Origin of the sequence: Vreelandella arctica (genome assembly GCF_037070215.1) — a bacterium.
Classification (GTDB): Bacteria; Pseudomonadota; Gammaproteobacteria; order Pseudomonadales; family Halomonadaceae; genus Vreelandella; species Vreelandella arctica.
Genome location: NZ_JBANSN010000035.1, coordinates 22,283 through 36,598, shown reverse-complemented (window position 1 = coordinate 36,598; position 14,316 = coordinate 22,283). Strand labels below are relative to the sequence as shown.

At 55.0% G+C, this 14,316-nt stretch carries 13 protein-coding genes, 1 pseudogene and 1 riboswitch; of the genes and pseudogenes, 10 read left to right on the top strand and 4 right to left on the bottom strand.

Annotated features, from left to right (window positions below):
* The first annotated feature begins 256 nt into the window (after positions 1-256).
* The 3 genes and pseudogenes from V8L70_RS19975 (at position 257) to V8L70_RS19965 (ending at position 2,595) form a co-directional block, all read left to right on the top strand.
* Positions 257-1,375: an alkene reductase gene (locus V8L70_RS19975; RefSeq protein ID WP_101145520.1), complete on the top strand. Its 1,119-nt coding sequence runs from the start codon at positions 257-259 to the stop codon at positions 1,373-1,375.
* 132 nt (positions 1,376-1,507) lie between these two features.
* A pseudogene (locus V8L70_RS19970) lies at positions 1,508-1,996 on the top strand (TspO/MBR family protein).
* Between the two features lie 5 nt (positions 1,997-2,001).
* Positions 2,002-2,595, top strand: coding sequence for a cell division protein ZipA C-terminal FtsZ-binding domain-containing protein (locus V8L70_RS19965; protein WP_101145519.1), 594 nt, complete (start codon positions 2,002-2,004; stop codon positions 2,593-2,595).
* A gap of 6 nt (positions 2,596-2,601) precedes the next feature.
* Here V8L70_RS19965 and V8L70_RS19960 read toward each other — a convergent pair whose 3' ends face one another.
* Positions 2,602-4,191 carry an ABC-F family ATPase gene (locus V8L70_RS19960; RefSeq protein ID WP_101145518.1) on the bottom strand — a complete coding sequence of 530 codons (1,590 nt, stop codon included), beginning with the start codon at positions 4,189-4,191 and terminating at the stop codon, positions 2,602-2,604.
* 94 nt (positions 4,192-4,285) lie between these two features.
* Entirely contained in the window at positions 4,286-5,140 is an 855-nt protein-coding gene (locus V8L70_RS19955) for a sirohydrochlorin chelatase (RefSeq protein WP_101145517.1), read from the bottom strand.
* A 130-nt stretch (positions 5,141-5,270) separates the two neighbouring features.
* Between V8L70_RS19955 and V8L70_RS19950 the strand changes: the two genes are divergently transcribed.
* On the top strand, positions 5,271-5,843 hold the full coding sequence (locus V8L70_RS19950; protein ID WP_101145516.1) for a gamma-glutamylcyclotransferase: 573 nt from the start codon (positions 5,271-5,273) through the stop codon (positions 5,841-5,843).
* A gap of 2 nt (positions 5,844-5,845) precedes the next feature.
* On the opposite strand, the gene V8L70_RS19945 is transcribed toward V8L70_RS19950, so the two are convergent.
* Both V8L70_RS19945 and V8L70_RS19940 read right to left on the bottom strand, forming a co-directional pair.
* Positions 5,846-6,373: an HPP family protein gene (locus V8L70_RS19945; RefSeq protein ID WP_101145515.1), complete on the bottom strand. Its 528-nt coding sequence runs from the start codon at positions 6,371-6,373 to the stop codon at positions 5,846-5,848.
* 123 nt (positions 6,374-6,496) lie between these two features.
* On the bottom strand, positions 6,497-6,790 hold the full coding sequence (locus V8L70_RS19940) for a hypothetical protein (protein WP_008959277.1): 294 nt from the start codon (positions 6,788-6,790) through the stop codon (positions 6,497-6,499).
* Between the two features lie 202 nt (positions 6,791-6,992).
* On the opposite strand from V8L70_RS19940, the gene V8L70_RS19935 reads away from it, so the two are divergent.
* The 6 genes from V8L70_RS19935 (at position 6,993) to V8L70_RS19910 (ending at position 14,316) form a co-directional block, all read left to right on the top strand.
* Positions 6,993-8,663 carry an isovaleryl-CoA dehydrogenase gene (locus V8L70_RS19935; protein WP_101145514.1) on the top strand — a complete coding sequence of 557 codons (1,671 nt, stop codon included), beginning with the start codon at positions 6,993-6,995 and terminating at the stop codon, positions 8,661-8,663.
* 88 nt (positions 8,664-8,751) lie between these two features.
* Positions 8,752-8,853: riboswitch (glycine riboswitch) on the top strand.
* A gap of 161 nt (positions 8,854-9,014) precedes the next feature.
* Positions 9,015-10,277: a D-amino acid dehydrogenase gene (locus V8L70_RS19930; protein ID WP_101145513.1), complete on the top strand. Its 1,263-nt coding sequence runs from the start codon at positions 9,015-9,017 to the stop codon at positions 10,275-10,277.
* A gap of 66 nt (positions 10,278-10,343) precedes the next feature.
* Positions 10,344-11,270: a LysR family transcriptional regulator gene (locus tag V8L70_RS19925; protein WP_101145512.1), complete on the top strand. Its 927-nt coding sequence runs from the start codon at positions 10,344-10,346 to the stop codon at positions 11,268-11,270.
* 126 nt (positions 11,271-11,396) lie between these two features.
* A complete protein-coding gene (gene dctP / locus V8L70_RS19920; protein ID WP_431313237.1) occupies positions 11,397-12,461 on the top strand; it encodes a TRAP transporter substrate-binding protein DctP in 1,065 nt (354 codons plus the stop codon).
* Positions 12,462-12,550: 89 nt separating this feature from the next.
* On the top strand, positions 12,551-13,042 hold the full coding sequence (locus tag V8L70_RS19915) for a TRAP transporter small permease (protein WP_101145511.1): 492 nt from the start codon (positions 12,551-12,553) through the stop codon (positions 13,040-13,042).
* A complete protein-coding gene (locus V8L70_RS19910; protein ID WP_101145510.1) occupies positions 13,039-14,316 on the top strand; it encodes a TRAP transporter large permease in 1,278 nt (425 codons plus the stop codon). The genes V8L70_RS19915 and V8L70_RS19910 overlap by 4 nt, the downstream gene beginning before the upstream one ends.

Here is a 14,316-nt window from a genome sequence, read left to right as displayed (position 1 = left end):
ATAACCCTCTTGTCCTTCTGTGTAGCGCTGTACGACTAATAGCTTGAACGCTTCCTTATACTTCGCCATGAAAAACACCCCAATCGCTGGATGAGTGTCCAACTTTTGGGGTGCAGTTCATAAGAAGCGGGGTTTTGGTTTCAATGAGTTTAAATAGAGAATCGCAGCCCCTTAAATACGATGGCTGGCATTAACTAGTAAACTGGTCTATTGTTTGGCGTACTATTTATCGAAGCATTCAAAAGGAGCTTACTTGATGGCTTTCGAAACACTATTTACCCCTACATCGCTTGGTAGCCTGACGATTCCTAACCGCGTCATCATGGCGCCGCTGACTCGTGCGCGTACGCCTGATAGCGTGCCGGGCAAGATGCAGGAAGCCTACTATGGGCAACGTGCTGGATCTGGGTTGATTATTAGCGAAGCCACCAATATCTCCGCGACCGCCCGTGGCTATGTGTATACGCCAGGCATCTGGACCGATGAACAGGAAGCTGGCTGGAAAGACGTCGTGGATGCTGTACATGCCAAAGGTGGTCGTATGGCACTGCAGCTTTGGCACGTTGGGCGCGTTTCACACGAAATGGTTCAACCCGATGGCCAACAGCCGGTAGCGCCAAGCGCGCTGAAAGGCGAAGGCGCGCAGTGTTTCGTCGAGTTTGAAGACGGTACCGCTGGTCAGCACCCCACCAGCACACCGCGTGCGCTGGAAACCGATGAAATCCCCGGTATTGTCGAGGACTATCGCCAAGCGGCCGAGCGTGCCAAGCGCGCGGGCTTTGATATGGTCGAAGTTCACGCAGCTAACGCTTACCTGCTTAACCAGTTCCTGGCGACCGGCACCAATAAGCGTACCGACCAGTATGGCGGCTCGCTGGAAAACCGCGCTCGCTTCCCGCTGGAAGTAATTGATGCGGTGATTGAGGTTTATGGTGCAGACCGAGTCGGCATCCGTATGACGCCGTTTATTGAGCTATTTGGTTTGACCGACGATGAGCCGGAAGCAATGGCATTTTACATGGCCGAGCAGCTTTCCAAGCGTGGTCTTGCCTACCTACACTTGAATGAACCCAACTGGGCCGGTGGCGACATTACCTTCCCTGACGGTTTCCGCGAGCAGATGCGCGAACGCTTTAGCGGCAGCCTGATCTACTGCGGCAACTACGATGCCGAAAGCGCCGAGACACGCATCAGCGAAAACTCCACTGATGCCGTCGCCTTTGGCCGCCCTTACATCGCTAACCCGGATCTACCGGAGCGCTTCCGTGTTAATGCGCCGCTCACCGAGCCGAACCACGAAACGTTCTACGGTGGCGATGAGAAGGGCTACACCGATTATCCGTTTATGGATAATGGCTACGACCGCAAAGGGTAAGCTAATCTAACTTTAGCCCATGGCTGAATCCTTTCCTCAGAAAAGCATCACTTAGGTGATGCTTTTTTATGTCTGATTATTATCAAACGCTGCTAGGCTATTGATTCTTTCGTTTTAACGAAAAGGTGATACATGGTTGGTTCCTTGTTTTCTCTACTGGTGTCGCTCTTGCTGGTTGGCCTAACCGCCAGTACCGGTGCGCGTTTTCGCCCTGATAGCTGGTACCGAGAGTTACGCAAGCCGACCTGGACACCACCGGATATCGCCTTTCCTATTGCGTGGGGCATACTGTATTTATTGATGGCTATCGCTGCGTGGCGGCTTTACATGGCCGATGACTCGGCGTGGCGCACCGCCAGCTTAGCGGTTTAGGTGCTACAACTTTTCGCCAATGCGGCGTGGTCCTGGCTGTTCTTCGGACGCAAACAGATTGCCATCGCACTGATCGATATTGTGGTATTACTAGGATTAATTATTATCGCCATTGCGCTGTTTTCCCAAGTAAGCACGCTAGCTGCGTGGCTAATGGTGCCTTATGGGTTGTGGGTAGCGTTGGCGCTGGCATTGAATGCGACGATTTGGCGGCTCAATCCAAATCCAAAAGAGGCTACGAGGAGGTAGAGGAGATGGAAAATTCATCAATGGTGACCCTGTTGGCGGGCGGATCCTTGCTCTTAGGGCTGATCGCAGCGGCGCTATTCTTCTACTTCATGCTCTCTCAGCGCCGGAAACGTTCAGAAAAAAAGCCCCCTTCTGTGACGGAAACCAAGCAGGCGGCGCCAGCCCCGGAGCCAACGTCAGTACCAGCGGCTAGCGAAAGAGAGCCTCAAAAAACGCATAAACTGCACTCTTTGTTTGTGATATTTGCTAACCCTTCGCCTGAAACCACGCAACAGCTAACCGATTGGCTACGCCAGGTAGAGGCCATCTACGACCCGGTAACCAAAGTTTACCATGTGCCGGGCAAACAACCTTCCAATCCGGTGACGATAGCCAATGCTTTCCTACCTGGCGAAATGCCTGACCTCTACCGTGATTCCAATCACGAAGTAAAAGGCATAAGCCTGTTGGTAAAACCCCCGCTGCATAAGCGGCGCAATCAGCAAATGATTGTGTTTGTGGATCTTGCCAAACAGGCCGCTGAGGTTTTTCAGGGCAAGCTGCTCAATGCTGAGCGTGAACCTGCCACTGACGCCACTTACCAACGCATCATCGGTTAAGCTTGTTTACACGACCCCTTGGCTGCGCAGGTAGTCGTCATAACTGCCGCTGAAATCGACAATACCTTCCGGCTGCATATCAATAATGCGCGTCGCCAGTGAAGAGACAAACTCGCGGTCGTGGCTGACAAACAGCAGCGTACCGGGGTAGTTCTCCAAAGCCAGGTTCAACGCTTCGATAGACTCCATATCCAGGTGGTTGGTCGGCTCATCCATCAGCATGACGTTGGGCTGAGTAAGGATTAACTTACCGAACAGCATGCGCCCCTGCTCGCCACCGGAAATCACCTTCACCGATTTGCCAATATCATCGCTGGAAAACAGCATCCGCCCTAACGCGCCCCGAACAACCTGCTCGCCGCCGGTGGTCCAGCTCGACATCCACTCAAACAGCGTGGCATCGACGGCAAAATCATCGCTATGATCTTGGGCGAAAACCCCGACATCAGCGGCTTCTGTCCACTTCACTTCACCCGCATCCGGGTGCAGCTCGCCTGCCAGCGTTTTGAGCAGCGTGGTTTTACCAATGCCATTGGGGCCGATGATAGCAATACGCTCGCCGGCTTCCACGGTCATGGAGAGGCGCTCAAACAGCGGCTTCTCGCCGTTATAGCTTTTAGTAATGCCATCCACGTTGACAGCGTTACGGTGAATTTTCTTGGCCTGGTCAAAACGAATAAACGGACTAACACGACTGGAAGGTTTGATATCTTCCAGCTTGATTTTGTCGATCTGACGCGCTCGCGAGGTAGCCTGTTTGGCCTTCGAGGCGTTGGCAGAGAAGCGGCTAACGAACTGCTGCAGCTCGGCAATCTGGGCCTTTTTCTTAGCGTTATCCGAGTGCTGACGCTCGCGAACCGCGGTAGCGGCGGTCATATAGTCATCATAGTTACCCGGGAACAGGGTAATTTCGCCGTAATCCAGATCCGCCATGTGGGTGCAGACGCTATTCAGGAAATGGCGGTCGTGAGAGATGATGATCATGGTGCTGCTGCGCGCTTTGAGAATATCTTCCAGCCAGCGGATGGTGTTGATATCCAGGTGGTTGGTCGGCTCATCCAGCAATAGTACATCCGGGTCAGCGAATAGCGCCTGGGCGAGCAGCACACGCAGCTTCCAGCCGGGAGAGACTTCGCTCATCGGGCCCGTGTGTTGCTCAATGGGGATGCCCAAGCCCAGTAGCAATTCGCCGGCGCGGGGCTCGGCGGTGTAGCCATCCAGCTCGGCGAAGCGCACTTCTAGATCAGCGACGGCCATGCCGTCCTCTTCGCTCATCTCTGCCAGCGAGTAAATACGCTCGCGCTCGGCAGCCACCGACCAGAGTTCGACATTGCCCATGATCACGGTGTCGATGACGCGCTCGTTTTCAAACGCAAATTGATCCTGACGCAACTTACCCAGCCGTGTACTGCTATCCAGCATCACCTGGCCAGAAGTGGGCTCCAAATCGCCACCGAGAATTTTCATAAAGGTGGATTTGCCGCAGCCGTTCGCGCCAATCAGGCCGTAGCGATTGCCGTTATTGAATTTAACGGAGACATTTTCAAACAGGGGCTTGGCCCCAAACTGCATGGTGATATTGGCGGTTGCGATCACAAAAGGAGCCCGGTTAGCGTGTTATTTACAATACGAAAGGCTCGCGATTCTACGCGCTATTGGGCAGGCATTCATCCATCATCCGCTAGGGCATTCAGTTGATTGCCGGGATATCGAGAAGAAAGCGTTCACCATCAAGCGCTTGGCGCAATCGAGTAGCAAGAATATCGACAATATCTGGATGTTCGCCCACCAGCTTGGTCGTAGTAACGGAAAGCTCTGGATGCTGCTGTTCAGCCGCCGCGCATATTTCAGCGATATCGCCTCCCTCTCCCGCATGGCGACCCGGCGAAAGAAACAGCATCGCCAGGATGACCGGGCCTGCATTGAACTCGGGTGACAACAGCAAGTTTTCCAGCAGCGGCTCGTTAAAACGGTACTCATCACCCTCGCGGCGTTCCATAGAAGCAGCAGCAACACACGCTACGTCATCGGCTAACAGCACACTAAGCTGCCCCGCTAAGCGGTTACGCACGGCGGTGACGTCAGGAATCGGGCTGCCGTGATCGACCAGCGCCACATGGGGCTTAGTACCTAGCCGAAGCTTCTCGCGCACGTTATCTGCCAGTAAATGGGCTAGGCGCAGGTCGTTATCCCCCAATTCATCCACCAAGGGCTGGGCCACACGCACCTTCACGTGGGGAAAGCGCTCTTGCAGCGTGGCCATTCGCTCGGGCAGGTAGCCGGTCAGTGCTTTGCTGGGACCAAAAAAGAACGGCAGGATCAGGAGCTCTGTCGCCCCTTGTTCGGCACTGCGTTCAGCGGCGGGGCCAAGCGTGGTGGCGGGAATGCCATCAACCTCTTCCACGGAAATCTTATTGGAGTGCAGTAGTGAGGCCGCCTGTACGGTTTCACCCATAAGCTCACTAAGCGACGCCGCCACGCGACGTAAATTAAGCGTTGCCTGCGCTCGTAGCGAGCCGTTATCGACCAAAAAAATCGCGCGCATGGCAGCCTCCTGTTGTGGCCTTGACGATCAAGTAGGTGATCATCCATGACATGTTAAGATGGTGGTTTTACACCGTCGTTGCCCACCATGTTACTTGAAAAATGTGACTTAAAAACGTTGCCTGATACCGATGCTTGATACCACTGCGCTTAACCAAAAAAGAAATTTCTTCGATGGCCATGCCGAGATTTGGCTATTTGGCTATGGTTCGCTGATCTGGAAGGCGGACTTTGCCTATATAGAGCACCGCCCGGCGTTTATCACCGGCTGGGAACGGCGATTTTGGCAAGGCTCCCATGACCATCGCGGTACGCTTGAATCACCGGGACGGGTTGCCACCTTAATTCCCGCTGAGGGAGCGGTGTGCCATGGCATGGCCTACCGGATTACACCGGAAGTACTGGCACCGCTGGATGTTCGGGAGAAAAACGGCTACCTACGGGAGAAAGTTCCGCTGACGTTTACCGATGTCAGAAGCGAAACGCCTGAACAGAGCGAAGGGCTTATTTATCTCGCCAGCGAAGATAACCCGGCCTTTCTAGGCGAGGCGCCGCTGGACGAAATAGCGTTACAAATAGCTAACGCACACGGCCCCAGCGGACCTAACCGTGAGTACCTGGTCAATCTGGCTGCCGCTCTACGTGAACTAGGGGCAGAGGATGCCCATATATTCGCACTGGAGCATCAACTCAGCCGCTTTTAACATTACCAGTAGCGTGGATAGCGACGATGCCGGGCAAGGTTATTGACCAAGATAGCAATGATCAGCATCACTACACTACCTGCGCCAATCGGTAACAGCGGGTACCACCAACCCAACTGATGAACGCTAGCCCCGCCGCCTACTGCAATCAGTGCAGCTGCGGCTCCCGGTGGGTGAACCGTGTGGGTTATTTGCATAACAAGTATCGACAGCGATACAGCCAGAGACATCGAGAGCGGTGTCGCCCCCAGCAGCTGGTAGCAAGCGACGCCGATACCCGCTGATAACACGCTGCCAAACAGCACATGGCTTGGCTGAGCAAAGGGGCTTTCCGGTGCCGCATAGATAAGAACGGATGTCGCCCCGAAGGAGCCTACAATCAGCAGCTGTTGCGAGAGCCAAGCCGAGCTTAACCAGCAGATAACCGCCATACCGCTAAAGGCGCCAACCCATGACCACACCGCATCCTGCCAACCCACTCGGGTGCGCTTAATGGGCTGCCCTCGCATCTTGCCTAGATAAGTTTTCATTGCACTCGCTTTGCACAAAATGAGTGCAGATGATGACAAAATGCACCAAATAAGCAAATGACAATCCATCATGCCCTTGATGAAACTGGCTCAAGGGCGCTACTTCAAGGGTAAAGCCCCCCTTTACATCATCAGCCAGGAAAGAATAAACAGCCCCAATAAGGTACGAAATATACCCCCTATCAGCGAGCCGCGCAGAAATGCACGCACACCGCCAAACAGAATCAATAGGCCAACGACCAGCACGGCAATGCTAAAGAAAGAATCGTTGATACCCAGAGAACGGGTTAAGCCATCGATAAAATCGCCAAAGGCACCAAAGAAATTGGTAAATATGCCCAATAAGAACTCAACCACCACGCGGATTGCCTCGCCGATGGTCTCGCCTATTTCGTCAAAAAAACCGTTTGCCTGCATTGCGTTTGCTTGCATTGATAGTACCCAAGGCTGAGAAGGATAAGCTTGGCATTGTCGGTTAAATACACTGGCTGAGCAAAGCAGAACAAATTCTCCCTACTTTATACCCTCATCTTTTTAGCGCCGTCTCAGCCATGCAACTACTATAAGGTTATAAAACGTTCGTTTAGACGAGATGTTCGCCACGTCAACGGTGATCCCAATGACGCAACACTATCCACTTGCCGATAAACTCCAGGCCAATACCCATCAGGTGGTAAACCAGCCACCACCCCTGGAAAACTACAACAGCTACACCGCTGACCGCGCACTTCAAGAGGGCGTTAAACGCGAAGGTGGTACTAACAATAGCGCTCTCAAGTCGTTTGGGCAGTGGGCGGGGTCCACCGAGGCCATTGCCCTGGGCTTTGACGCCAATCGTTACGCACCTCAGTTGGTCACCCATGACCGGCAAGGGCATCGAGTTGATCTGATCGAGTTCCACCCTGCCTACCATCAGCTGATGCAAACGGCGGTAGAGCACGCCTTGCATGCCAGCCCCTGGCGAAACCCTCAGCCCGGTGCGCATGTTAATCGGGCCGCCAACTACTTTTTACAGGCCCAGGTAGAAGCGGGCCATGGTTGCCCCATCACCATGACGTTTGCTGCTCTGCCAGCTTTGCGCCACCAACCCAGCTTGCTTGAGAGCTGGGGAGACAAAATCACCGCGCCCCATTACGACCCGCGCAACGTGCCTTATTTTGAGAAACAGGGCGTCACCATCGGCATGGCAATGACCGAAAAGCAGGGCGGCTCCGATGTACGTCAAAACACCACTCGCGCCTATCCGATTGGCCAAGCTGGGCCAGGTGAAGCCTACGAGCTGGTGGGGCATAAGTGGTTTGTCTCGGCACCGATGTGCGACGCCTTCCTGGTACTCGCCCAGGCGCCAGGCGGCTTGAGCTGCTTTCTGCTGCCACGCTGGCGGCCCGACGGCAGCAAGAACCCGCTCCATATACAGCAGCTAAAGCGCAAAATGGGCAACGTGGCGAATGCTTCCAGCGAAACGGAACTGCGCGGTGCCTTTGCCTGGATGGTGGGCGACGAAGGCCGTGGGGTGCGCACAATCATTGAGATGGTCGCGATGACCCGCTACGACTGCATGATTGGCTCCGCTGCCGGTATGCGCCAGGCCACCGCCCAGGCGATTCATCACGCGACCCATCGCCAGGCGTTTGGCGCCCGTCTCAGTGAACAGCCGCTGATGCTGAACGTGCTTGCCGACCTAGCCATCGAGAGCGAAGCCGCCACCACCCTGATGCTGCGCATGGCCCGCGCCATGGATCATCAAGACGATGAGCATGAGCGCCTGCTTTCGCGAATCGCCACCCCTGTGGGCAAGTACTGGATCTGCAAGCGCACGCCCCACCACGCTTACGAGGCAATGGAGGTGATTGGCGGAAGCGGCGTCATGGAGACCCACATCATGGCGCGCCTGTTTCGCGAGTCGCCCATCAACGCCATTTGGGAAGGCAGTGGAAATGTGCAGTGTCTGGATATCCTGCGCGCGATTGAGAAACAGCCCGAGGTGCTCGAAGCCTACTTCGTCGAACTCGGCCTTTCACAGGGCGCCAATGGGCATCTTGACCGCTTTATCCACCAATTACAGCGGCAGATGCAGGATACCCAAGCGCTCCAATACCGCGCTCGCCAACTGGCGGACGGCATGGCCCTGGCGTTACAAGGCGCGCTGCTGGCACAGCACGCTCCCGCTTATGTGGCCGATGCCTTCTGTGCTGGGCGGCTTGCTGACCACAGCAGCCTCAGTACCGGCACCTTACCCACCGGGCTGGATTGCGCGGCGATCATCGAGCGTGCCCGGCCCTTGGAGTGAGCCCCGTGGAATAAGCGTTCACGACTATGGTCGACTTTCATGCTAAAACTGATCGCGTTAGAACTAATGCTGTAAAACAATAGGCAGCAACGTGATATCGGGAGAGCTTGGCGCATTAACAAACCATGACGCCAGCGCCGAAGGAGCAACAGCCCCGGAAACTCTCAGGCAACCGGACCGCTATCACCATCACTTTCCGAAGAGCGGCTGATGACTGCGTCACTCAGCCCACCGAAGGAGCAAGCGCACCCAACGGATGCGTGAATCTCTCAGGTTCCATGACGGAAGGGGTACGCCAACAGCTACGCCGTTAGGTGGTATTCCCGACGCTCATACAATCTGGAGAGACACATGCAACGCATTGCCGTTATCGGTGGAGGCATCACCGGCATTACCAGCGCTTACGCCCTGGCCAAACGTGGCTATCATGTCACCGTCTTTGAAAAGCATCGTTACGCCGCCATGGAGACCTCGTTCGCCAACGGCGGTCAGCTCTCGGCTTCGAATGCCGAAGTGTGGAACCACTGGCCCACTGTGATCAAGGGCATGCGCTGGATGCTCAAAAACGATGCCCCGCTGCTGGTCAACCCTCGCCCGAGCTGGCACAAGCTCAGCTGGTTTGGCGAATTTATCGCCTCGATTCCCCGCTACTCTGCCAACACTACCGAAACCGCACGGCTAGCCATAGCGGCACGCGAGCATCTGTTTCAGTGGACGCAGGAAGAGCAAATCGATTTTGATTTAAAGCAGAAAGGCATTCTGCATATTTACCGCGATAAAGCCGGCTATGACCACGCCGCCAAAGTCTCACAACTGCTCAGCAAAGGCGGCCTGGAACGCCGGGCAGTCAGCCCTGATGAGATGCGCACCATTGAGCCCACCCTGGCGGGCAACTACTACGGTGGCTTCTTCACCGAAAGCGATGCCACGGGTGATATTCATAAGTTTACCCACGGCCTGGCACAAGCCGCCGAGCGCCGCGGCGTAACGCTTAAATATGGTCACAGCGTGCAGGATCTCGGTGCGGACGAACAGCACGCATGGATCACCGCCACTATTGAAGGCGAGGCTGACGATGAACCGGTGCGTGAAACATTCGATAGCGTGGTGGTCTGCGCCGGGGTGGGCAGCCGTACCCTGGCGGCCAAGCTGGGAGACCGGGTCAATATCTACCCAGTCAAAGGCTACTCCATTACCGTGCAGCTTGACGATGCCGCCTCTCAGCAGGCCGCCCCCACCGTGAGCCTGCTGGACGATGAAACCAAACTGGTGACCAGTCGCCTGGGCGATGAACGCTTTCGCATCGCGGGAACCGCCGAATTCAACGGCTTCAATCGCGATATTCGCGACAACCGCATCCGCCCGTTGATCCGCTGGGTGGAAGAGTGCTTCCCCGGCGTCAGCACCCGCCGCGTAGTGCCCTGGGCAGGTCTACGCCCGATGCTTCCCAACATGCTGCCTAAGGTCGGCCCCGGCAAATTACCCACCGTGTTCTACAACACCGGCCACGGCCACCTGGGCTGGACGCTCTCTGCGATTACCGCCGATATGCTGGCGGATGCGGTGGAGGATAGAAACCTCCACACTCAGCAAGCCAACCAACCGCTAACCTAGACCCAACGATGACAAGTCCGGGCAGGCTTCCGGTAAGATATAAAGCACCCAATAACAGGTTGTTTTATGCTTAATCAACGTGCATTAACCTACCTCAATGAAGTGATTCGCCGCGGCTCGCTCAGGCGCGCTGCGGCCCACCTGAATGTGGATGCCTCCGCTGTTAGTCGCCAACTAAAAGCGCTGGAAGAAGAGTTGGATACCCAGCTATGCGAGCGTCACGGAAGGGGAATGCGGGCAACCGCCGCGGGCCAGCTACTGGTGCACCATTTTCATGCCCAGCGGGCTTCAGAAGAAGCCGTGCTCTCTCAGCTCATGGCCCTTCAAAGCCTGACGAAAGGCGAAGTGCGAATAGCCGTGGGAGAAGGATTCATCGCAGATCTCATTGCTGCGCCATTAGGCACTTTCATGTCGGCTTTTACGGGCATTAATGTTGAAATCCGAATGGCGGGTGTTAACGAGGCGATGTCGCTCCTGAAGGATCGTGAAGTGGATATAGCGCTGCTTTATGCTCCGCCGGTAGACCCGCAGCTTTTCTGCCACGTGGAAACGCGCCAGCCGCTGGATGTCATCGTGCCACCCAATCATCCGCTCAGCGAACTGGATCACCCCGTGACATTGCATGACCTCAAGGGTTGGCCCCTTGCATTGATGGACAACCCCTTCGGTATGCGGCAAATGGTCAACATGGTGGCCCACCAGGAGCGGATTCATCTCGAAGCACGCCTGCATACCAACTCTGTATCGGTGTTGAAGAATTTTGTCCGTTCAGGCATCGGCGTTACGTTCATGCCTGAGCTTACCGTGGTGGATGAAATAGAGCGTGGCGAAATTTTCACACTGCCGATGCACTATCCGGTCATGAATGGTACCCGTGCGCAAATTGTCAGTCTGAAAGGACAAGAACTGCCGGTCGCATCTACCACCTGTATTGCTCATCTACAGAAAGGCATGCGCTTTTTCGCGGCCGATGCGCCACGTCTGTTGCAATAAAAGCCACACTTCAGGTATTGCATAGTCAACACCTCAATACCTAATCTTTCAGTAGGTACTACTTATAAATCCAATAACGTGCCCATAGCGCCCCGTAGCTCACGACAATAAACCAGGAGACTGACTATGTTTAAACAACTTATGCTTACTCACCCTACATTGACTCAACACTTTTCACTCCAACGACTCATTTCAGCGTGCCTGATTGGCTCTGCCTTGATGGCAGGAAACACCTTTGCGGCGACCACGGTTAACTTGAGCTACAACGGCGCTCCTGATCCTGAAAAGAATGCAGTCCATGTCTTTGCAGAGAATCTTAAAACGCTGATAGACGAAAAAACTGACGGTGAAATCCAGCTTGAGCTCTATCCGAATAGCATGCTCGGTGAAGAAGAGGAGCGTATGGAGCAGACCATGAATACGCCCATGCTCAACGTGGCGTCATTTGCAGGTGTGTCTCCTCTCGTTGATGAGATATTCGTCAGCGCCATTCCTTTCCTGTTCGACGATTTCGAGGCAGCGCGTGACTTCTTCGACGAAGGTGAGTATTGGCAGGCAGTCAGCGATACCCTTCAGGATCGTGCTGGTATAGATATGCTGGCGGTCGTGGAAGAGGGGGGCTTTTTAGCGTTCACCAATAATGAAAGGCCTATCAGCCACCCTGACGACTTTGATGGGCTGCGCTTCCGAGCCATGGACCCCAGCCAGGTAGCCCTCTATGAGGCCTTTGGTGCCTCCGGCACGCCCATTCCATGGACAGAAACCTACATGGCGCTGCGCACAGGGGTGGCCGATGGTCAGATGAACCCGCCAATGTATATCATTTTGGGCAGTCTCTACGAAGTGCAGGACTATCTGACCCTGGCCAATATCCAGTACTCCAACCAGTTCCTGGTCGGCAATAGTGAAATGATCGCAGGTTGGGATGATGAGCTTCGCAGCGCCTTTATGGAGGCTGTCGCCGAAGCCAATCACAATGCCCGAGAGCACAATGAGGAGCAGGTAGAAGCGCGTATTGCCTACCTGGAAGAGCAGGGTATGGAAGTGATTCGTCCCTCCGAAGAAGAGTTGACGGCGTTCAGGGAGATTGGTCAGCCCGCCTACCTTGAGTGGCTGGAAGAGCGTGATATCGAGCAGCGCTGGGTCGACATGGCACTGGACGACGCAGGCATGAGCGACCTGCTCGACTAAAAACCCCGCCTATCTCTGCCGTGCGTGCATCACAGGGGCCGGTTCTCAACCGGCCCCCTTTTACTCTCTGTGCTTAATGGAATGCTGCCATGCTCAATTCGCTTCGATTTCGCCTACTGACTGCCAGTCGACCCATTACCCTGATTTTGGCGGGGGCGCTACTGTCCCTCAATGTTGCGGCCATTTTGTTCGGGGTGTTTGCCCGCTATATTGCCGGTGGCGCACCCATCTGGACAGATGAACTTTCCCGCTTTCTGATCATAGCCACCGTCATGCTTGCTGCTGGCGCTGTCTGGTCGGAAGGAGGGCATATGCGCGTGGGTCTTCTTGAGAAGTTGCTACCCACCCCCTTCGCCCGATTGCTGAATATATACCAATGGCTGCTCACCCTGATGATTGCCTTGGGAGGTGCGTGGGTAAGCTATCGCTATGCACTGTCGGTCAACATGTTTACCACATCCGGGCTCGGCGTTAGCCGCACAGTGCCGCTGCTCTCGCTACCTATTGGTTTTTTGCTGCTGGCTTGGCATGTGCTCCTCTACGGCCCTGCTCGCCTCAAGACTGTCGAGGAGAACATATGATTCTCACCATGCTGGCTGTTTTTCTTGGTCACGTCCTGCTTGGGTTACCTCTGTTCATTGCGCTGCTTACCACAGCCATAGTGGGCTTTCTGTTTGTCGACCCGTCAATGCTTCCACGCATGATGCCCCAACAATTTTTTGGTGGTATCAATGTTTTCTCTCTGATGGCGATTCCATTGTTCATCTTCGCTGGCAACCTAATGAACGTCAGCGGCTTGACGGAACGGTTAATGGGGTTGGCACGCCTGATGGTCGGCCACTTGCGGGGCGGCATGGGCCACGTCAATGTGGTATCGAGTGTTTTTTTCGCAGGCGTCAATGGCTCAGCAGTGGCCGACACTTCGGCATTAGGGTCGCTTTTAGTACCCGCCATGGAGAAAGAGGGTTACTCCAGAGCCTTTGCCGCAGGGTTGACCGCTGGTAGCTCGCTGATTGGGCCAATCATTCCACCCAGTATCTTCATGATTCTCTACGCCTCGCTGACGAATACGTCAGTAGGGGACCTATTCCTCGCGGGCGTCGTACCTGGCCTGCTGCTGGGAGTTGCTTTCATGGGGCTGAACGCCTGGTATGCCTGGAGGCACCGGCTCCCCAAAAGCGGCCAGTTGCCTTCACTCGGGCAGTTGGGAGTTGCCGCTATTGCGGCTCTACCCGCGCTTATTGCCCCTTTTATTATCGTGGCAGGTATCGTACTTGGTTTTGTTACTCCAACTGAATCAGGCGCACTAACAGCGCTATACGTTGCCTTGTGCGGCTTTGCATTGGGCGGTTTGCGACTCGGCGAGTGCTGGAAAGCCGTGGTTGATACTGCACGCTTAACCTCGGCGGTTTTTCTGATTATGGCGGCCTCAGCAACGATTAGCTGGCTGCTCTCCTACGCTCAGGTACCTGCACAATTTGTTTCGCTGTTATCGCCCTACGTGGACAATGGCATCGTGATCTTGCTGCTGCTCAGCGCCATCACTTTCATCACGGGCATGTTCATGGAAGAGGTGTCAGCGTTGATGCTGTTAACTCCCATCTTTGCACCCGTGGCCATGATGGCAGGTATCGACCCAATCCACCTGGGCGTTATCATCACGCTAAACATTACCATTGCTCTTATTACGCCACCGCTGGGCGCCTGTGTGTTCGTGGCCGCCGCGGTCAGCCGGCTAGAGATAGTATCGCTATTCAGAACCATTTGGCCCTTTGTGCTGACGGCAATTGCGGTTCTTATTCTACTCATCCTTTTTCCACCGCTGACGCTGTGGCTACCTACTCTGCTTGGATAA